The organism is Streptomyces sp. NPDC091271, from assembly GCF_044757505.1.
In the GTDB taxonomy this organism is placed as follows: Bacteria; Actinomycetota; Actinomycetes; order Streptomycetales; family Streptomycetaceae; genus Streptomyces.
Window position 1 is genome coordinate 88,932 of record NZ_JBIVVD010000008.1, and the last position, 17,284, is coordinate 106,215.

Sequence of the window (17,284 nt, forward strand, 5' to 3'; positions counted from 1 at the left end):
ACCGATGCTGACAGGCGGCGAGGCACGGCGAAACGGGTTTTGGGCCCGGGCGCCCCGGGCCCCCGGCCCCGGGCCGCACGGACGGTCAGACCTGGACGCCCGGGGTGCCGTCCTCCACGACCACGCTCGCGCGGGTGCTGATCGTGGCGTCCGGCTTCGTCACGAAGGGCAGGACGCGGAAGTCGCTCGTCCACCGCTCGCGGTCCACCGTGACGCGTACGTAGCCGCGCTGGTTGTTGAAGAACTTCATGTGCGGGTTCGCCGCGAGGAAGGTCTCGCCCTGAGCCGTCATGTCCGCGCCGTCACCGCCGCTGGTGATCGAGGTGCCCACGAACTCCGAGCCGACGGTCGCCGACTCCGGGTCGGCGAAGTCGCGCTTGAGGTCCCAGGCGTAGTTCTGGTGCCGGTCACCCGTGATCACAACCAGGTTGCGCACCCCGCGGGTGTCCGCCTCCGCGAGCAGCCGGTTGCGCTCGGCGACGTAGCCGTCCCACGGATCCATGAAGACGTTCGTCGCCGGGCCCGGGTCCTGGTCGGTCTGGCCCATCGGGGCCTGGTTGCCGAGGATCTGCCAGCGCGCCTGCGAGCGGCTGAAGCCCTTGAGCACCCAGTCCCGCTGCCGGGCCCCCAGCAGGGTCCGGTCCGTGTCGAAGCGGTCGTCGCAGACGGCCGACGAACCGTCGCCGCACGCCTGGTCGTCGCGGTACTGGCGGGTGTCGAGCATGGTGAAGTCGGCGAGCCGGCCGTAGGGGAGCCTGCGGTACATCTGTACGTCGGGGCCCTCGGGCAGCTGGGGCCGGCGCAGCGGTGCGTGCTCGTACAGGGCCTGGAAGGCTTCGGCCCGGCGCTGCAGAAACGTCTCGGGGTTCTCGTTGTTCTCGGAGGTCTCGCCCGCCCAGTTGTTCTCCACCTCGTGGTCGTCGAACGTCATGATCCACGGGAAGTTGGCGTGCGCCTCGCGCAGCGGGGCCTCGGACTTGTAGAGGCCGTACTGGAGGCGGTAGCGGGCGAGGTCGAGGGTCTCCGTGTGGAACTTCGCATCGGTCGTCACGCCGCGCTTGTTCGTCTTCACGCCGGACTCGTACAGGTAGTCGCCGAGGTGCACCACCAGGTCCAGGTCCTCCTGCGCCATGTGGTGGTAGGCCGTGAAGTAACCGTCCTGCCAGGCCTGGCAGGAGGCGAAGGCGAACTTCAGCTGCCGAGGGGAGTCCCCCGGCGCCGGAGTGGTGCGCGTACGGCCCACGGGGGAGATCGCGGAGCCGGCCTTGAAGCGGAACCAGTACGTGCGGTCGGGGGCGAGCCCGTGCACCTCGGGGTGGACGGAGTGCGCCAGTTCGGGAGTCGCGACGACGCTGCCGCGGCGTACGACCCGGCGGAACCGCTCGTCGAGCGACACCTCGTAGTGGACACGGACCGCCTTCGCCGGCATGCCGCCGAGACCGTCCTGTGCGAAGGGTTCGGGAGCCAGGCGGGTCCAGAGCACGACGCCGTCCGACGTAGGGTCGCCCGAGGCGACACCCAGGGTGAACGGGTCACCCTTCAGGGTGGGCGCGGCGAACGCGGACTGCGCCTCCCACGCCCCCGTCCCGAGCATCAGCGCGGTGGCTGCCGCCCCGCCGAATCCGAACATCTGCCTGCGGGACACGGAATTCGCGACCACGGGTTACGCCCTCCTCGGTTGATCTGCGCCAACCTCGGACACGCTGCCGGGAATTGATGTCATGCTCACACGCAGCGTATGGCCGCGGGCCGAGCGTTACGTGAACAGGACAGCTATGCGGTGAGCGGCTCGGGGAACCGGCCGTACGGGGGCGCCTCCTCCTGAGCCGGCCCGCCTCAGGACACCGCGCGATAGCGGCGCTCCGGCCGGCCCGTCCCGCCGTAGCGCAGGGACACCTCGGCCCGGCCGGTCTCCGCGAAGTACTCCAGGTAGCGGCGCGCGCTGACCCGGGAGAGGGCGCCCGCCTCGGCGCACTCGGAGGCCGACAGGCCGTCGGGGTGTTCGCGCAGGACCCGTTCGACCAGGTCCGCGGTGTGGGCCGCCAAGCCCTTGGGGAGCTCGCGGGAGCCCGGGGGACGGGTGCCGAAGATACGGTCCACATCCTCCTGACGGGCCTCCTGGCGGGCCTCGTCCAGCGCGTCCAGGCGGTTGCGCAGTGAGGCCACGTGGTGCAACTGCTCCTGGAGGGCGGAGCGGTGGAACGGCTTGATCAGGTAGTGCAGGGCACCCGCCCGCAGGGCGGCCCTGACCACTCCCGCATCGCGGGCGGCGGTGATGAAGAGGGCGTCCGCGCTGTGCGTGCCGCCGTCCGATTCCTCCGCCGCACGCAGCTCCCGCAGTACCTGGATTCCGTCCATGTCGGGCAGGTAGATGTCGAGCAGGACCAGGTCAGGACGCGTTCTGCGGGCCGCGCGCAGGGCCTCGGCGCCCGAGTGGGCCACGCCGACGACCGTAAAACCGTCCAATGCGGACACATACCGGCTGTGCAGCTTCGCGACCATGAAGTCGTCGTCCACCACCAGCACTTTCGTCACGCGGCCACGGTAGGGCGCGACCACAACGACCACAACGTCCATTGATTCCGGAAAGGCGACAGGTCGTTAACGCGCAGGCAACATGTGGGCCACCTCACACGCGATCACACCCGTACACGTAGAGCTCGAAAGGCGGCATCCGGTGCGACTGCGCACTCCACTCGCCCTGTTCGGGGCAGCGCTGCTGGTGCTCGTCGGTCCGCCGCTGCTGTCCACCGGCAGCGGTTCCGACACCGGCACGCAGATCCCCGGACTGCGCTTCATGGTTCCCAACACACCCGGCGGCGGTTACGACATCACGGCGCGCACCGCGGCGAAGAACGCCGAGGACGCGGGGCTCACCCACGGCATCGAGGTGTTCAACCTGCCCGGCGCGGGCGGCACCGTCGGCGTGACCCGGCTGGCCGCCGAGCACGGCAACGGCAAGCTCGCCATGTCCATGGGCCTCGGTGTGGTGGGCGCCGTGCACACCAACAAGTCGCCCAAGACCCTCGGTGACACGACCCCGATCGCCCGGCTCACCGAGGAGCAGGACATCGTCGTCGTCGCCAAGGACTCCCCGTACAGGACGATCGGCCAGCTGCTCACCGCCTGGAAGAAGGACCCGGGGAAGATCCCGGTCGGTGGCGGCTCCTCGCCCGGCGGGCCCGACCACCTGGCGCCGATGCTGATGGCGAAGGCCGCCGGGATCGCACCCAGGCAGGTCAACTACATCCCGTTCGACGGCGGCGGCGAACTGCTCGCCTCGATCCTCGGCAACAAGGTCGGCTTCGGTGTCTCCGGCGTCGGCGAGTACCTCGACCAGATCGAGGCCGGTGAGCTGCGTCTGCTCGCCGTCACCGGCCCGAAGCGGGTCCCGGGCCTCGACGCGCCCACCCTCCGCGAGGCCGGTCTCGACACCGACTTCACCAACTGGCGCGGCATCGTCGCCCCGCCAGGGCTCTCCGAGGCCGAGCGCGACAAGCTCGTCGGGCTGGTCAGCGAGCTGCACGACTCGAAGCAGTGGCGGGACTCCATGAAGAAGAACGGCTGGGACGACGCCTTCCTCACCGGTGACGCCTTCGGTGACTTCCTGGACGCCCAGGACCGCCGCGTCGCCACCGTCCTCAAGGAGCTGGGACTGTGAGCGACGAGAACACCCCCGCCCGGCCCGCCACCGCCCGCGCCTGGCTGCGCGAGCACTCCGAACTCGGCGTCTGCGTCCTGCTGCTCGTGCTCGGCGTCCTGGTCCTGACCGACGCCCTGACGATGAGCGTGGACATCACCCAGCGCGGACCCGTCGGTCCCAGGACCGTCCCGGTCGCCGTCGGCATCGGGCTGCTGGCCGTCGCCGTTCTGCTGGCCGTCGACGTCCTGCGCGGCGGCCGCGGCGAGGCGGAGGCCGGCGAGGACGTCGACCTCGACGAACCCGCCGACCGGCGCACCGTCGCCCTGCTCACCGGCGTCTTCCTCGCCTTCGCCGTCCTCATCGGCCCGCTCGGCTTCCCGATCTCCGGCGCCCTGCTCTTCTGGGGCTCGGCCTACGCGCTGGGCAGCCGCCACCTCGACCGCGATCCGCTCATCGCCGCCGGGCTCTCCCTCATGACCTACTTCGTCTTCGACAACCTGCTCGGGGTGCCCCTCCCGGGCGGCCCGCTGATGGGGGTGCTCTGACCGATGGATTCCCTCAACTCCCTCATCGACGGCTTCGGCACGGCGCTCACGCCGGTCAACCTGCTCTGGGCCGCGCTCGGTGTCCTCCTCGGCACGGCCATCGGTGTGCTCCCCGGCATCGGCCCCGCCATGGCCGTGGCGCTGCTCCTGCCGGTGACGTACGGACTCGAACCGACCGGCGCCTTCATCATGTTCGCCGGGATCTACTACGGCGCGATGTTCGGCGGCTCCACCACCTCGATCCTCCTCAACACCCCGGGGGAGAGTGCGGCCGTCGTCGCCGCGATCGAGGGCAACCCGATGGCGAAGGCCGGGCGCGGCGCACAGGCGCTGGCCGCCGCCGCCGTCGGTCACTTCGCCGGCGGCATGATCGGCACGATCCTGCTGGTCGTCCTCGCCCCGACCGTGGCCTCGCTCGCGGTCGACATCGGCGCCCCCGACTACTTCGCCATCATGGTGCTGGCCTTCATCGCCGTCACCTCCGTCCTCGGCTCCTCCCGGATCCGCGGCCTCGCGTCGCTCCTCATCGGTCTCACCATCGGCCTCGTCGGCCTGGACCAGATGACGGGCCAGCAGCGCCTGACCTTCGGCTCGCTCCAACTGGCCGACGGCATCGACGTGGTGATCGTGGCCGTCGGACTCTTCGCCATCGGGGAGGCCCTCTGGGTCGCCGCCCACCTGCGCCGCACCAGCGGGAAGCCGATCCCCGTCGGCCGCCCCTGGCTGGGCAGGGACGACGTACGGCGCACCTGGAAGTCGTGGCTGCGCGGGCCCCTCATCGGCTTCCCGTTCGGCGCGATCCCGGCGGGCGGCGCGGAGATCCCCACCTTCCTGTCGTACGTCACCGAGAAGCGGCTCTCCAAGCACCGCGACGAGTTCGGCAAGGGCGCCATCGAGGGCGTCGCCGGGCCGGAGTCGGCGGCGTCCGCCTCCGCCGCGGGAACGCTGGTCTCCATGCTCACGCTCGGCCTGCCCACCACGGCCGTCGCCGCCGTCATGCTGGCCGCCTTCCAGCAGTACGGCATCCAGCCCGGCCCGCTCCTGTTCGAACGTGAACCCGAGCTGGTCTGGGGCCTGATCGCCTCCCTCTTCGTCGGCATGGTGCTGCTGCTCGCCCTGAACCTGCCCCTCGCGCCGCTCTGGGCGAAGCTGCTGCGGATCCCGCGTCCCTACCTCTACGCGGGCATCCTGTTCTTCGCCGCCGTCGGTGCGTACGCGGTGGGCGGGGAGGCCGTCGACCTGGTGATCCTGCTGGTGATCGGGCTGATCGGCTTCGGGATGCGCCGGTACGGCCTGCCGGTGCTGCCCGCGATCATCGCGGTCATCCTCGGGCCGTCCGCCGAACAACAGCTGCGGCGCGCCCTCCAGATCAGCGACGGCAGCGTGACGGGGCTGGTCAACACCCCGTTCTCCGTGACCGTCTACGTCATCGTCGCGCTGATCCTGCTGTGGCCGCTGGTGAGGAAGGCGCTGGGGCGAAACCGGGCGTGACGGACTGTCGGTGGCGGCTGAGAGGATTGCGGTATGACCACGATCGACTGGGACGCCGCCGCCGACTCGTTCGACGAGGAGCCCGACCACGGGCTCCGCGACCCCGTGGTCCGCAGCGCCTGGGCGCGACGGATGGAGACCTGGCTGCCCACCGCGCGCTCCGCGGTCCTCGACCTCGGCTGCGGTACGGGCAGTCTGGCCCTGCTCGTCGCCGGCCAGGGGCACCGCGTCACCGCCGTCGACCGCTCGGCGCGCATGGTGGAGCAGGCGCGGGCCAAGCTGGCCGGGACGGGTACCGACGTGTTCGTCGGCGACGCGGCGCACCCCCCGGTCGGCAAGCAGCGGTTCGACGTGATCCTCGCCCGGCACATCGTGTGGCTGCTGCCCGACCCGGCGGCCGTCCTGCGGCACTGGTTCTCGCTGCTGCGGCCCGGCGGCCGGCTGGTGCTCATCGAGGGCGTGTGGAACGGCACCGGGATCCCCGCGGCCGACCTCACCGCACTCCTCACCGAGCACACGGAGCGCGTCCACCACGAGCCGCTGTCCGGGGACTCCCGGCTCTGGGGAAAGGAGGTCGACGACGACAGGTACGCCCTGGTGGCCCGCGCCGAGCCGCCGCACCGGCACACCGAGGTCGTCGACGTCCACCTCATCCTGCGCAGGGGCTCCGACGTGCTGCTCGCCCGGCGGGCCGGCACGGGTTACGCCGACGGGCTGCTCCACGCCCCCTCCGGCCACGCGGAGGACGGCGAGGACGTCCGGGCGGCGATGATCCGGGAGGCGGCGGAGGAGATCGGCGTCGACCTGGATCCGGACGAGCTCCGGGTGGCCCTGGTCATGCAGCACAGGGGGCCGGGCGGCAACCCCCGGATGGGCTGGTTCTTCGAGGCGGACCACGACCCCGCGCGCCCGCCCCGCAACGCGGAGCCGGACAAGTGCTCCGAGCTGGGCTGGTTCCCCCTGGACGCGCTGCCCGACGACATGGTGGCGTACTGCCGCGCGGGCCTCGACGGATACCGCGCCGAGCAGCGCTTCCTGATCCACTGGCACGAGGACGACGACACCGTGGCGTACGCACCGAGGGGCACCCGGCGCGCCGTCCCGCTGCCGGTCGCGGCGGCCCCCACCGGACGTCTGCACCACGTCGAGCTGTGGGCGCCCGACCCGGCCGAGGCCGACGCCGAGTGGGGCTGGCTGCTCGGACGCCTCGGCCATGTCCCGTACCAGCGCTGGGCGCACGGCCGGAGCTGGCGGCGCGGCGACAGCTATGTGGTGGTCGAACACACACCCGGCCCGACCGGCGGCCGGGTGGACAGCCCGCGCCCAGGCATCAGCCGCCTGGCGTTCCACGTCCGCGACCGTGCCACGCTCGACGCCCTGGTGACGGACGCCCCAGGGCACGGCTGGCGGCCGCTGTCGACCGGCCTCCCTCCGGGCGCCGACGAGAGCGGGCCCTACGCGGCCCGCCTGGCGAGCACGGCGGGGCACGAGGTGGAGCTGGTCGCTCCCTGGAGCTGAGCGGCTCCGGCGACGGTCGAGTCGCGCGTCGGACCGGAGGGCTGACCCGATGAGCCTCCGTCCGGCCCCTACGGAGAGGGCAGACTGGGCGCCATGGGGCATCCGGTGGAGAGGTGGTGGGACGAGGTGTGGGCGCGCACCCGTCTCGTCGAGGTGCTGGCCGGGGGAGAGGGCCCGGAACCACTGGACGAGCGGACGGTGCTCGCGCGGATCGACTCGGCGGAGGCACTCGCGGAGCTGAGGGCCCTGTCGACGCGGGGCACCGTCGGGGACGATCGCTGTCGCTGCCTCGGCAGCACGACTCTCGCTCTGTGCGACGGCGAGGGGCAGTTGCTCGGACGGGCGAGCCTGCACGGGAACGACGCCCTGCTGTGGGAGGGCGGCCGGTTCTGCGGCAACCTCGACCTCGCCGACCCGGCCGGACTCCTGCTCCTGCTGGCCCGGCAGGGGACCGTCCGGCGGCTGGCTCTCCTCTCCACCCGGCTCGCGTACGCGCTGGAACTGCGTGAGGGACGCCCGCAGTTCAGGCAGGCGGGCAGCGGGCCGCACGGGGCGAGGCTCCTGGAGACGCGCCGCGTGCCGGACGTGCTGCGGGCGCGGCTGAGGGAGGTGCCGGGGCGCGAATGCGCCGATCTCGACGCACCGCGCGTGGACGATCTGCGCGTTCTCCTGGCCGGCGCCGAGCCGGACGGACACCTGCGCGCGCTCGCCCTGCTGGCCTGGCTGGGCAGGCTGCCGGAACCGATGGAGGCCGGGTGGGGCGAGGGCGTCCTCGTACGGGCGCTGCTACGCGGCCTGGACCCGGTCGAGGCCGCTGCCGGCAGCGCATGGGAGGACGATCCCTACCTCGTGCTGGGGCTCCTGCGGTGGGCGGACAGCGAGGAGACGCCGGAAGAGACGGCCACGGACATGCACGGGGGCGTGCTGGCCGACCTCGTCGCCCCGGTGCTGCGCCGCTTCCTGCCCCCTGAGCCCGCCCCCGTTCTCAGGTGACGAGCCCGGCCAGCCCCTCGGTGCGGGCGAGGAGTTCCAGCTCGTCGAGGGCCCGGACCGCTGCCTCCGCCGCCGACGGGTCGCGGGCGGCCAGGCCGCTCTCCTCGAACTCGTCCTCGTCGAGCCGCAGTACGGAAGAGCCGTCCGCCGACACCCACAGGTCCAGGTCCAGGTCCTCGACCAGGAGCTCGGTGTCCCGCAGCACGGCGGGCCGTGTGATGTCGCAGTACCAGCCCTTCAACCGACCGTCTCCGGTGCGGACCTCCTTCACCGCGTACCACCGGTCACGCCAGTAGTGCTCGGTGAGGACATCGCCTGGCTCGAACCGCACGAAACCGAAGTCACGGGCGTGCGGTGCCGCCCAAGGGGCCCGGACGGTGATGCGGGTGCCGTCGTCGCGGACGAGGCCCGCCGGGTAGCGGATCTTGGTGCTGCCCGCCTTGACCAGGTTGACGGACAGGTCGCTCTCAGGGGAGACGGCGGACATGACGCACCTCCGTGGCACAGATCTCGTAGCCGAACCAGCGGTTGACCGCCAGCATCGGACCGTTGTCGGCGTCGTTGCCGGTGTAGGCGTCCGTGTATCCGGCGGCGCGCGCCCGGTGCAGCGAGTCGCTCTTGGCGAGCTTCGCAAGCCCCCTGCCCCGGAAGGCGCGCAGGGTGCCGGTCATGGCCGACGAGTAGCGGGTGAGACCGTCGGTCATCGCCGCGCTGAACGCCGCGACCTGCCCGTCCACCGTCACGACGCTGGTGAGCGCGTGGTCGAAGCCGGGCCGCCGCCAGGTCGTGGCCAGCCAGTCCTCGTAGTCGGAGAACTCCACCGGGACGTCGCTCGGCTCGTCCGCGGTCGTCTCCGCGTCGGCCTCGAACATCGGGCGCGGGTCGTCCTCGAAGTCGGCGGCCGTGAGGAGCTCGACCCCGGCAGGGAGCTCCGGGAGCGGGGGCAGGGCGCCCTCCGCCAGGCCGAGACGGAGGAAGTGCGCCGGCCTGCGTGCCGCATAGCCGCGCTTCTCGGCGAACGCGCGGTTGCCCGGCTCGTCGAGCACCCAGGTGTAGACGGCGGTCGCGTCCACGTCCCTCAGATGCTCCTCGCCGGTCCGCGCCAGGAGTGATCCCGCGCCCCGGCCCGTCCTGTCCGGACGTACGTACGGATTGCAGAACCCCTGGCCCGGCTCCGGGCTCTCGTGGGAGACGCCCACCTGCGCGGTCCCGATCACCTCGCCGTCCTCCTCGGCGACCAGCAGGCGGTAGTGCCGACCGGGGTGGGCGTCGGCCAGGTCGCTCAGGACCTGCTCCGGAGTCGTCACCATGTAGGGCAGCGCGGCACGCCGCACCTGTACCCAGGCCTCCGCGTCGGAGGGCCGGAAGTCACGCACGATCACCGTCATACGCCGGACGGTACGCGGGCGACCCGCCCGGTCGCCTCCGATTTTCCGCCGGTGGGAGAGAATCGGCGCGTGACCCTGAAGATCGCCGTTGACCCGGACTCCGCCACCGCCCCGTACGAACAGTTGCGCGCCCAGCTCTCCGAACAGGCCCGCTCCGGCGCCCTGCCCGTCGGCTACCGCCTCCCCACGGTGCGCGGCCTCGCCGGGGAGCTGGGCCTCGCCGCCAACACCGTGGCGAAGGCCTACCGTGCGCTGGAGGGTGACGGGGTGATCGAGACGCGGGGGCGCAACGGGACGTTCATCGCCGCCGCGGGCGACGCGGCGGCCCGCCACGCGGCGACGGCGGCGCAGGAGTACGCCGAGCAGGCCCGGCGCCTCGGCCTCTCCAGGGCCGACGCGCTGGCCCTGGCCGAGGACGCGGTACGGGCGGCCTACACGCGGTAGCGCGGCCGGTAAGGCACAGCTCAGAGGTACAGCCCCGCGTCGGCCCCCGCGTCCTGCTTCGGCACGGACGCGGGACCGTTGCCCCGCCGCAGGGCGTACAGTTCGGCCAGCGTCGCGCCCTCGCGGCCGAGCCCTTCCTCCGTACCCAGCCAGGAGACCGACTCCGCACGGGTCAGCGAACCCACCTCGATTCGGGCGAGGCAGCGGCCCGGCCTGACCACCGCGGGGTGCAGCCGCTCCAGGTCCTCGTTGGTCGTCACCCCCACCAGCACATTGCGGCCCTGGCCCAGCAGGCCGTCCGTCAGATTGAGCAGCCGGGACAGCGCCTGACCCGCCGTGTGCTTCGCCTCGCCGCGGATCAGCTCGTCGCAGTCCTCCAGGAGCAGCAGCCGCCAGCGCCCCCTCGCCGAACCGTCGTCCTCGCCGATGGCGATGTCCATCAGATAGCCGACGTCGTTGAAGAGCCGCTCCGGATCCAGGACGCAGTCGACCTGGCACCAGTCGCGCCAGGACCGGGCGAGCGTGCGCAGCGCCGAGGTCTTGCCGGTGCCGGGAGGGCCGTGCAGCAGGAGCAGCCGGCCGGAGATGTCGTCGGGGGTGACCTTCATCAGCCGGTCCATCGCATCGGCCACCGGGGCCGTGTAGTTGGACCGGACCTCCTCCCAGGTGCCGGCGGCGATCTGCCGGGTGGTGCGGTGCGGACCGCGGCGCGGGGAGACGTACCAGAAACCCATGGTCACGTTCTCGGGCTGCGGCTCCGGCTCGTCCTGGGCCCCGTCGGTCGCCTCGGACAGCACCTTCTGAGCCAGCTCGGCGGTGGTGGCGGTGACCGTGACGTCGGCGCCCCGGTTCCAACGTGAGATCAGCAGCGTCCATCCGTCGCCCTCGGCGAGGGTCGCGCTGCGGTCGTCGTCACGGGCGGCCCTCAGGACCTTGGCGGCCGCGGGCAGCAGGGTCGCCCCCGACTTCACGCGGTCGAGGGAGGAACTGTGGGAGTACGGCTGCTCGCCCGTCGCGAAGCGGCCCAGGAACAGCGCGTCCACGACGTCGGACGGCGAATCGCTGTCGTCGACATTGAGCCGGATCGGCAGGGCGGACTCGGGGTTGGCAGACATGGCGCCCATGATCCGGTAAGGCGGCGCCCCGCGCACCCAGGTTTCAGGAGCCGGCCCTGGGGTCTTGCGCCCGGATCCGGACGGAAGACCCCAGGGCGCGGGGAATCAGCCCGGGGCGCCGGCCGGCCCGGAGCCCCGGAACCCGCGGACCGCCCGGCGCGCGCCGCGCACGACGGCGAACCCCTTGGTGAGCGCACGGTCCACAGCGAACGCCCGTGCGACAGCCCGGCCTTCCACCAGCCGGGTGAACTCGGCGGCGCCCGTACCGCGGCGGACCGTCACCCGCTCCAGGGCGTACGGGCCCTGGCGGCGGCGCGCCAGGGCGTTGCCCACGGCGAGGGCCTGGGCGAAGCCCGCCGCACGCACGGACCGCCGCACCCGGCGGGTGGAGTAGCCGTAGGGATAGGCGAAGGAGGCCGGAGGAGCGCCCAGTTCGGCGGTGACGATCTCCCGGCACCGCACGGTCTCCGCCCGCAGGGCCGTCCCGCCGAGCTGGTCCAGCTGCGGATGGGTGTGGCTGTGGCCGCCGATCTCCACACCCGTGTCGGCGAGTTCGCGCACCTGGCCCCAGTCGAGCATGGTGTCCAGGGCGCCGCCCTCGTCGTACGGCCCGCGCAGCCAGCCGGTGGTGACGAAGACGGTGGCCGCGAAGCCGTGCTCGGCGAGCACCGGCAGGGCGTGCCGGTGCACCCCTTCGTAACCGTCGTCGAACGTGATGAGCACCGGCCTGGGCGGCAGGGGCCGCCCCGTGCGCCAGTGTTCGCCCAGCGCGGCCGTGGTGAGAGGGGTGAAGTCGCGCCGTGCCAGGATCTCCATCTGCGTACGGAAGGCGCCGGGCGACACCGAGAGGCCGTACACGCCGTCGGCCGGGCGGTCGCCGACGGCGTGGTACATCAGGACCGGCACGGCCTCGCTCGCCGGCCCTGGTCCACGCACCGGACCGTCCCCGCTCACCGGCCCCGCCCCGCTCACCGCACCTCCTCGACGGCGCCCGCCCGTTCGATCGCCGGTACGTCGAAGGACGCGCCGTCACGCCGGACGCGCACGCTCCCCACCGCGTAGCCGGCCGCCGCCGTCAGCACTCCCGCGACGACCGCGCCGGCGCGGCCCGCTCCGCCGGGGCGGCCGAACAGGAAGTCCCGGGCGCCGCGCAGCACCCCGGCCGGGAGCACCCGGGTGGTGTAGCGGCGCTCGGACTCCAGCCCCTTGTCCGCACCGACGCTCCGGGCGACGAGCGCCTTGGAGAGCCCCTCGGCGTACGTACGGGTACGGAAGTAGCCGAAGCGCTCCCGTATCCGGGGGACCTTGTGGCGGATCACGGCGCGGTCGTCGATGAGCAGGACGGCGTGGGGGAGTGCGCGGCTCAGCCGGATGCACAGCTCGGTCTCCTCACCGCCCAGCGGCCGCTTGTCCCCGTCCCGGCCGATGCCGGTGGCGAAGCCGCCCGCCGCGTCGAAGGCCGTACGGCGGAACGACGCGTTGCCACCGAGGACGTTGCGGACCCGGACCGTGCCGGGCGGCAGACCCAGATAGGTGCACCCGACGACCCAGTCGAACTCCTCGGGGAACCAGACCGGCCTGCGGCCCGAGGCCCACGACGGCAGGGTCCGGCCGCCGACGGCCATCACCTCCGGGTCGTCGTAGCCCTTGTCGAAGTGGCGCAGCCAGTCCGGCTCGGCCACCGCGTCGTCGTCGAGGAAGGCGACGATCGTGCCACGGGCCGCGGCGATGCCCGTGTTCCGGCCCGCCGACAGACCACGGGGGCCCGCGTTCGCGAGCACCCGCACCTCCGGACGGTCCCCGTACTCCCCGGCAAGACGGCGCAGCAGCGCCGGGTTGTGGTCCACCACCAGGAGGATCTCCCGCGCGGGCAGGGACTGCGCGCGGACGGACGCCACGGCCTCGAGGATGTCCGCCCAGCGCTCCTCGGTGTAGACGCAGACGACGACGGAGAAGTCGCGTGCGCTCACAGCACCTGTCCCCGGCCGATCACGGCGGGCACGGCCGCCGTCCGGCGCCCGCCGCGGCGCACGCCCTTCTCCTTGAGGATCACCCTGAGCACCCGGAGCCCGTCCCGTACCGCGCTGAGGTTGCTGACGCCGTGGATGCGGTTGTACTCGTGGCTGGGCACCTCCTGGACCCTGAGGCCGGCCTTGACCACCCGGATGTTCATCAGGGTCTCTATCTCGAAGCCGGTGCAGTCCAGGGTGATCCTGTCCAGGCAGTGCTTCCAGAACGCGTTGTAGCCGTAGCAGAGGTCGGTGTAGCGGGCCCCGAACTTGCGGTTGACCACCGTGCACAGCGCCCAGTTGCCGAGCTTGCGGACGGGCGTCATGTCGTCCGTGCCGCCGCCGTTGGCGAAGCGGGAGCCCTTGGCGAAGTCGGCGCCGCCGACCAGGGCGGAGACGTAGCTGACGATCTCCTCCCCGTCCGCCGAGCCGTCCGCGTCGACCATCACGATGATCTCACCGGTGCAGGCGGCGAAGCCGCTGATCAGGGCGTCGCCCTTGCCCTTGCCGACCTGTTTGACGACCACGACGTCCGGCCGGAGTTCACGGGCGACCCGGACGGTGTCGTCGGTCGAATTCCCGTCCACGAGCACGACTTCATGAATCCAGTCGGGCAGCGTCTTGAACACATAGGGAAGATTCTCCGCCTCATTCATGGCGGGGATCACGACACTTACCGGCGGCGCTATCGCGAGGTGTGAAGAGATCGGACGGTATTCGCTCTTCATTCGAGCGGCTTCGGTCTCTTCGACGGCAGGTCTGATCGAGGAAGGCAGGACTGAACTCATGAGTCTTTTCCCTCTCGTCCGGTGGACGGCCCACCCCCGGGCTGTCCGGATACAGGTCCGGTTCGAAAGGGGGGTTCTCACCCCGGCCATGCCGGTATGGCGCTCCGAGCTGGCGTGATGAGGTGGCACAACTGGCCGCGCGGCGACCGACTCGTCCGAGTGCGGCCGCTGGCACGGCACCCCCCTACCGTGCCCCGCTCCGGTATCCACCGCGGCTTCCTGAGCCCTCCCCTGGAGCCGCCTGCGTGATGGACCGTTACGGGTTGATCTACGACGGTATTAACGATGGGAACTGTATGGCAAGACATGCAGGGGCGTCTCGCTCTTTTCAGACTTTGACGGAACTGTCACATTCGGCTGCGGAATTGACGCTTCCTATTTCCCGGCGGCCGGGCGTGAAGTGCGCGGCATGGGTCGCGAAGAGGTGAAAGAGCGCGCAAGGGGCGCGCGGTGGTGAATTGATTCCGATGAGGGCCGGCTCGGTGCCCGCCCCGGTCACCGAGCCGCGCCGCCGTCGGAACGGGCGCCCCGGCTGTCCCCGTCTCATGGTTGATGATCCGCATCGGCGGCTTTGCCCCCGGTGCGCCGGATGTCGGATTTCGATGTGGCGCACCGCCAGGGAGGCGTCAAGGAGACGTTGTCGAAGCTTCTTGGCATGGACACTTCCGGAATTCGGGGTGGTCCTGCTACCACGGAGTAGGCAGAGATCCTGCCCAAGGAGGTTCCATGAAAATGTCCAGACTCGTGGCGTTCTCGTCCTCTCTCCTGCTCGGCACCGTTCTCGCTCTGACCGGTGCGAGCGTCGCCCAGGCCCAGGAATCCGCACAGTCCGTCGACTACGTGGCCCTGGGTGACTCGTACTCGTCGGGTGTCGGAGCCGGCGCCTACGACAGCGCGAGCGGCGACTGCAAGCGCAGCACCCGCGCGTACCCCGTCCTCTGGAAGGCGGCCAACAACCCCGCCTCGTTCGCCTTCACCGCGTGCTCAGGGGCCAGGACGGGCGATGTGACAGCCGGCCAGCTCGGCCCCCTGACCTCCGCGACCGACCTCGTCTCGATCTCCATCGGCGGTAACGACGCCGGCTTCGCCGACGTCATGACCACCTGTGTCCTGCAGTCCGAGGCCACCTGCCTGGGCAGGATCGCCACCGCCCGCGCCTACGTCGACTCGACCCTCCCCGGCAGACTGGACTCCGTGTACGCGGCGATCAGCGCCAAAGCGCCCGCGGCCCACGTGGTCGTCCTCGGCTACCCCCGCTTCTACAAGCTCGGCGGCAGCTGTATCGCCGGCCTGAGCGAGAAGGAACGCTCCGCCATAAACGGTGCCGCCGACTACCTCAACGCCGCCACCGCCAAGCGCGCGGCGGACCACGGGTTCACCTTCGGTGACGTCACCTCGACCTTCACCGGGCACGAGATCTGCTCGGGCAGCGCCTGGCTGCACAGCGTGAACTGGCTCAACATCGGTGAGTCCTACCACCCCACGGCCGCCGGACAGTCGGGCGGCTACCTGCCCGTCCTCAGCTCGAAGTCCTGACCGCACCTCCGCAGCGCAGCGCGCCGGCTCAGCCGTCCGCCGAGGAGGGGACTCCGCCCCGCGGGGTCTCCTTCCCGCCGCCCCTCTCCTCCGTGTCGTCGTCAGCCCGCCAGCGCCCAGACGAGGCCTCCGGCGACGAGCAGCGCGACAACCGCCCCCACGGCCACCAGGACGCCCGTGCGCCTCGTCAGGCCGACGGGTTCCGGTGTGCCCGTGGCGGCCTCCGGTTCCCCGGCAGCCACGGCCGTTTCACCTGTCGGCGGCGCAAGCGCAGGGCCGGTTGCTCCGCCGGCAGGCGACCCGGTCCCGCCCGCGGCCAGGATCCGCAGCCTGCGTTCCGCGTCCCCGGCCGTGAGCCGCTCGGCCGGATCCTTGCGCAGCAGCCCCTCGATGACGGGGGCGAGCGCCCCCGCCCGCCGGAGCGGTGGTGGCTCCTCCTCGCCGACCGCGCGCAGGGTGTCCGGCGGAGCGTCCCGGCCGAACGGCGACCGGCCCTCGGTGGCGACGTACAGAAGCACTCCCAGCGCCCAGAGGTCGGATTCCGGCCCCGGCGTGCGCCCCTGCGCGCGCTCGGGAGCGAGATATTCCGGGGAGCCGATGGGCTCACCCGTGAGGCCGGACCAGCCGTCGGCCGGGGTGATGCCGAAGTCCTTCAGCATCACCCGCCCGTCGTTGGCCAGCAGCACGTTGCCCGGCTTCACGTCACGGTGCAGCACGCCGGCGTCGTGGGCGCCGCGCAGCGCCGCGAGCACCTCCGCGCCGACCCGGGCCGCCCGCCGGGGGGACAGCGGGCCGTCGGCGTCCAGTACGTCGGAGAGGGCGAGCCCCCGGACCAGCTCCATCACGATCCAGGGCCGCGAGTCCTGGGTGACGACGTCGTGCACGGCGACGGCGTTGCGGTGCGTGACACGGGTCGCCTCCCTGGCCTCCCGCTCCAGGCGGCCGTGCAGAAGCTCGGTGCCCGCGGTGGACAGCTCCGCCGGGGCCCGCACCTCCTTCACGGCCACCTCGCGCCCCAGCACCTCGTCACGGGCGCGCCACACGATGCCCGCCCCGCCCTCGCCCAGTGGGTCCAGAAGACGGTAACGATCCGCGATCACACGTCCGGTGCCCGGGACTTCACTCATCGGTGACCCTCCATCAGCAGCTGTGCGCAGTACGGACGAATCCCCTCCAAGCTAACGCAACCCGTCCCGGACCCGACAGCATCCGGTAACGGGCCGTCAACCCCCGTGTGCAGGTGTGTAATCCTGCGGCCGGGATACACGAGTGTCACCGCGGGACGATAGGGTTAACCTGCCCGGGCCGGGTGCCCTCGTACGGGTGGGGAGTGACATGGAACAGATAACGGTGCGCAGCAGGCCGCGTGTGCCTGCCATTACATGTGGGAGCGGTGCGACCAGTTCGCGCCTCGACCGCCATCTCGCAGTGCTGGGCGGCCCCGCCGTTCCGCAGCGGGAGTCGGCGGAGGCGACGCTGCTGATGCTCGAGCTCACCTCGCGCGACGCCGCGCACACCCGCAGGAGCAGGAGCGCGCGTGTCTCGCTCTTCGCCCCGCTGCGGCGACTTCGGCGCTCGCTCTTCGGCAGCCGCCGCTGACCGACGGCTCCACGACCGGTGCGGCCCTCCGCTCAGGGCCGTGTCCACGACCACTCCGTCCCGGCGCAGTGCTGCTCTCCGTCCGTCCGTCATCCCCAGGGCCGGCAGCGTTGCGTCGGTGTGCTCCCTCTGCGCCGGTACGGCACCCATCGGCGCCGGCGCCCCCGCCCGGCAGCGTGGCGCCGGAGCAGCAGCGTTCGCGACACGCCCACAGC

General features: G+C 72.0%; 17 protein-coding genes. 8 read left to right on the top strand and 9 right to left on the bottom strand.

Annotated features, from left to right (window positions below; genetic code table 11):
• Positions 1 to 85: 85 nt before the first annotated feature.
• Entirely contained in the window at positions 86 to 1,660 is a 1,575-nt protein-coding gene (locus tag ACIQM3_RS30185; RefSeq protein ID WP_401629984.1) for an alkaline phosphatase D family protein, read from the bottom strand.
• 176 nt (positions 1,661 to 1,836) lie between these two features.
• Positions 1,837 to 2,577, bottom strand: coding sequence for a response regulator (locus ACIQM3_RS30190; RefSeq protein WP_401629987.1), 741 nt, complete (start codon positions 2,575 to 2,577; stop codon positions 1,837 to 1,839).
• A 100-nt stretch (positions 2,578 to 2,677) separates the two neighbouring features.
• Between ACIQM3_RS30190 and ACIQM3_RS30195 the strand changes: the two genes are divergently transcribed.
• The 5 genes from ACIQM3_RS30195 (at position 2,678) to ACIQM3_RS30215 (ending at position 8,190) form a co-directional block, all read left to right on the top strand.
• The gene (locus ACIQM3_RS30195) at positions 2,678 to 3,661 is read left to right on the top strand and encodes a Bug family tripartite tricarboxylate transporter substrate binding protein (RefSeq protein ID WP_401629990.1); all 984 of its coding nucleotides are present in this window, start codon (positions 2,678 to 2,680) and stop codon (positions 3,659 to 3,661) included.
• Positions 3,658 to 4,188 carry a tripartite tricarboxylate transporter TctB family protein gene (locus ACIQM3_RS30200; RefSeq protein WP_401629993.1) on the top strand — a complete coding sequence of 177 codons (531 nt, stop codon included), beginning with the start codon at positions 3,658 to 3,660 and terminating at the stop codon, positions 4,186 to 4,188. The genes ACIQM3_RS30195 and ACIQM3_RS30200 overlap by 4 nt, the downstream gene beginning before the upstream one ends.
• 3 nt (positions 4,189 to 4,191) lie before the next feature.
• A complete protein-coding gene (locus ACIQM3_RS30205; RefSeq protein ID WP_401629996.1) occupies positions 4,192 to 5,679 on the top strand; it encodes a tripartite tricarboxylate transporter permease in 1,488 nt (495 codons plus the stop codon).
• Positions 5,680 to 5,712: 33 nt separating this feature from the next.
• Positions 5,713 to 7,197, top strand: a complete 1,485-nt coding sequence (locus tag ACIQM3_RS30210) for a trifunctional class I SAM-dependent methyltransferase/NUDIX hydrolase/VOC family protein (RefSeq protein WP_401629998.1) — start codon at positions 5,713 to 5,715, stop codon at positions 7,195 to 7,197.
• Between the two features lie 93 nt (positions 7,198 to 7,290).
• Positions 7,291 to 8,190, top strand: a complete 900-nt coding sequence (locus tag ACIQM3_RS30215) for a hypothetical protein (RefSeq protein WP_401630000.1) — start codon at positions 7,291 to 7,293, stop codon at positions 8,188 to 8,190.
• Here the strand turns inward: ACIQM3_RS30215 and ACIQM3_RS30220 are convergent.
• Both ACIQM3_RS30220 and ACIQM3_RS30225 read right to left on the bottom strand, forming a co-directional pair.
• A complete protein-coding gene (locus tag ACIQM3_RS30220) occupies positions 8,183 to 8,677 on the bottom strand; it encodes a DUF402 domain-containing protein (RefSeq protein WP_401630002.1) in 495 nt (164 codons plus the stop codon). The genes ACIQM3_RS30215 and ACIQM3_RS30220 overlap by 8 nt on opposite strands.
• A complete protein-coding gene (locus ACIQM3_RS30225; RefSeq protein WP_401630004.1) occupies positions 8,658 to 9,578 on the bottom strand; it encodes a GNAT family N-acetyltransferase in 921 nt (306 codons plus the stop codon). The genes ACIQM3_RS30220 and ACIQM3_RS30225 overlap by 20 nt, the downstream gene beginning before the upstream one ends.
• A 69-nt stretch (positions 9,579 to 9,647) precedes the next feature.
• On the opposite strand from ACIQM3_RS30225, the gene ACIQM3_RS30230 reads away from it, so the two are divergent.
• Complete coding sequence (locus tag ACIQM3_RS30230; protein ID WP_362931778.1) at positions 9,648 to 10,022, top strand: GntR family transcriptional regulator; 375 nt, start codon at positions 9,648 to 9,650, stop codon at positions 10,020 to 10,022.
• A gap of 20 nt (positions 10,023 to 10,042) precedes the next feature.
• On the opposite strand, the gene ACIQM3_RS30235 is transcribed toward ACIQM3_RS30230, so the two are convergent.
• The 4 genes from ACIQM3_RS30235 to ACIQM3_RS30250 form a co-directional block, all read right to left on the bottom strand.
• Positions 10,043 to 11,137 (bottom strand): DUF5925 domain-containing protein, encoded by a 1,095-nt coding sequence (locus tag ACIQM3_RS30235; RefSeq protein WP_401630005.1) that lies wholly within the window; start codon positions 11,135 to 11,137, stop codon positions 10,043 to 10,045.
• Positions 11,138 to 11,242: 105 nt separating this feature from the next.
• Positions 11,243 to 12,031: a polysaccharide deacetylase family protein gene (locus ACIQM3_RS30240; RefSeq protein ID WP_401630604.1), complete on the bottom strand. Its 789-nt coding sequence runs from the start codon at positions 12,029 to 12,031 to the stop codon at positions 11,243 to 11,245.
• A gap of 74 nt (positions 12,032 to 12,105) precedes the next feature.
• Complete coding sequence (locus ACIQM3_RS30245; RefSeq protein WP_401630006.1) at positions 12,106 to 13,107, bottom strand: glycosyltransferase family 2 protein; 1,002 nt, start codon at positions 13,105 to 13,107, stop codon at positions 12,106 to 12,108.
• Entirely contained in the window at positions 13,104 to 13,874 is a 771-nt protein-coding gene (locus tag ACIQM3_RS30250) for a glycosyltransferase family 2 protein (RefSeq protein ID WP_401630606.1), read from the bottom strand. Before ACIQM3_RS30250 ends, ACIQM3_RS30245 begins: the two co-directional genes overlap by 4 nt.
• 786 nt (positions 13,875 to 14,660) lie before the next feature.
• On the opposite strand from ACIQM3_RS30250, the gene ACIQM3_RS30255 reads away from it, so the two are divergent.
• Positions 14,661 to 15,470 carry an SGNH/GDSL hydrolase family protein gene (locus tag ACIQM3_RS30255; RefSeq protein WP_401630007.1) on the top strand — a complete coding sequence of 270 codons (810 nt, stop codon included), beginning with the start codon at positions 14,661 to 14,663 and terminating at the stop codon, positions 15,468 to 15,470.
• Positions 15,471 to 15,571: 101 nt separating this feature from the next.
• Here ACIQM3_RS30255 and ACIQM3_RS30260 read toward each other — a convergent pair whose 3' ends face one another.
• Entirely contained in the window at positions 15,572 to 16,597 is a 1,026-nt protein-coding gene (locus ACIQM3_RS30260; RefSeq protein WP_401630008.1) for a serine/threonine-protein kinase, read from the bottom strand.
• Positions 16,598 to 16,805: 208 nt separating this feature from the next.
• Here ACIQM3_RS30260 and ACIQM3_RS30265 point away from each other — a divergent pair, with 208 nt between their 5' ends.
• Positions 16,806 to 17,069, top strand: a complete 264-nt coding sequence (locus ACIQM3_RS30265) for a hypothetical protein (protein ID WP_104790182.1) — start codon at positions 16,806 to 16,808, stop codon at positions 17,067 to 17,069.
• The last annotated feature ends 215 nt before the right edge of the window (positions 17,070 to 17,284 follow it).

What these genes read in the sequence shown, in the direction of transcription:
- ACIQM3_RS30235 (WP_401630005.1), bottom strand. Translation starts at nt 11,137, where the DNA reads ATGTCTGCCAACCCCGAGTCCGCCCTGCCGATCCGGCTCAATGTCGAC.
- ACIQM3_RS30250 (WP_401630606.1), bottom strand. Translation starts at nt 13,874, where the DNA reads ATGAAGAGCGAATACCGTCCGATCTCTTCACACCTCGCGATAGCGCCG.
- ACIQM3_RS30255 (WP_401630007.1), top strand. Translation starts at nt 14,661, where the DNA reads ATGAAAATGTCCAGACTCGTGGCGTTCTCGTCCTCTCTCCTGCTCGGC.
- ACIQM3_RS30210 (WP_401629998.1), top strand. Translation starts at nt 5,713, where the DNA reads ATGACCACGATCGACTGGGACGCCGCCGCCGACTCGTTCGACGAGGAG.
- ACIQM3_RS30240 (WP_401630604.1), bottom strand. Translation starts at nt 12,031, where the DNA reads ATGTACCACGCCGTCGGCGACCGCCCGGCCGACGGCGTGTACGGCCTC.
- ACIQM3_RS30190 (WP_401629987.1), bottom strand. Translation starts at nt 2,577, where the DNA reads ATGGACGTTGTGGTCGTTGTGGTCGCGCCCTACCGTGGCCGCGTGACG.
- ACIQM3_RS30220 (WP_401630002.1), bottom strand. Translation starts at nt 8,677, where the DNA reads ATGTCCGCCGTCTCCCCTGAGAGCGACCTGTCCGTCAACCTGGTCAAG.
- ACIQM3_RS30225 (WP_401630004.1), bottom strand. Translation starts at nt 9,578, where the DNA reads ATGACGGTGATCGTGCGTGACTTCCGGCCCTCCGACGCGGAGGCCTGG.
- ACIQM3_RS30205 (WP_401629996.1), top strand. Translation starts at nt 4,192, where the DNA reads ATGGATTCCCTCAACTCCCTCATCGACGGCTTCGGCACGGCGCTCACG.
- ACIQM3_RS30215 (WP_401630000.1), top strand. Translation starts at nt 7,291, where the DNA reads ATGGGGCATCCGGTGGAGAGGTGGTGGGACGAGGTGTGGGCGCGCACC.
- ACIQM3_RS30265 (WP_104790182.1), top strand. Translation starts at nt 16,806, where the DNA reads ATGGAACAGATAACGGTGCGCAGCAGGCCGCGTGTGCCTGCCATTACA.
- ACIQM3_RS30260 (WP_401630008.1), bottom strand. Translation starts at nt 16,597, where the DNA reads ATGAGTGAAGTCCCGGGCACCGGACGTGTGATCGCGGATCGTTACCGT.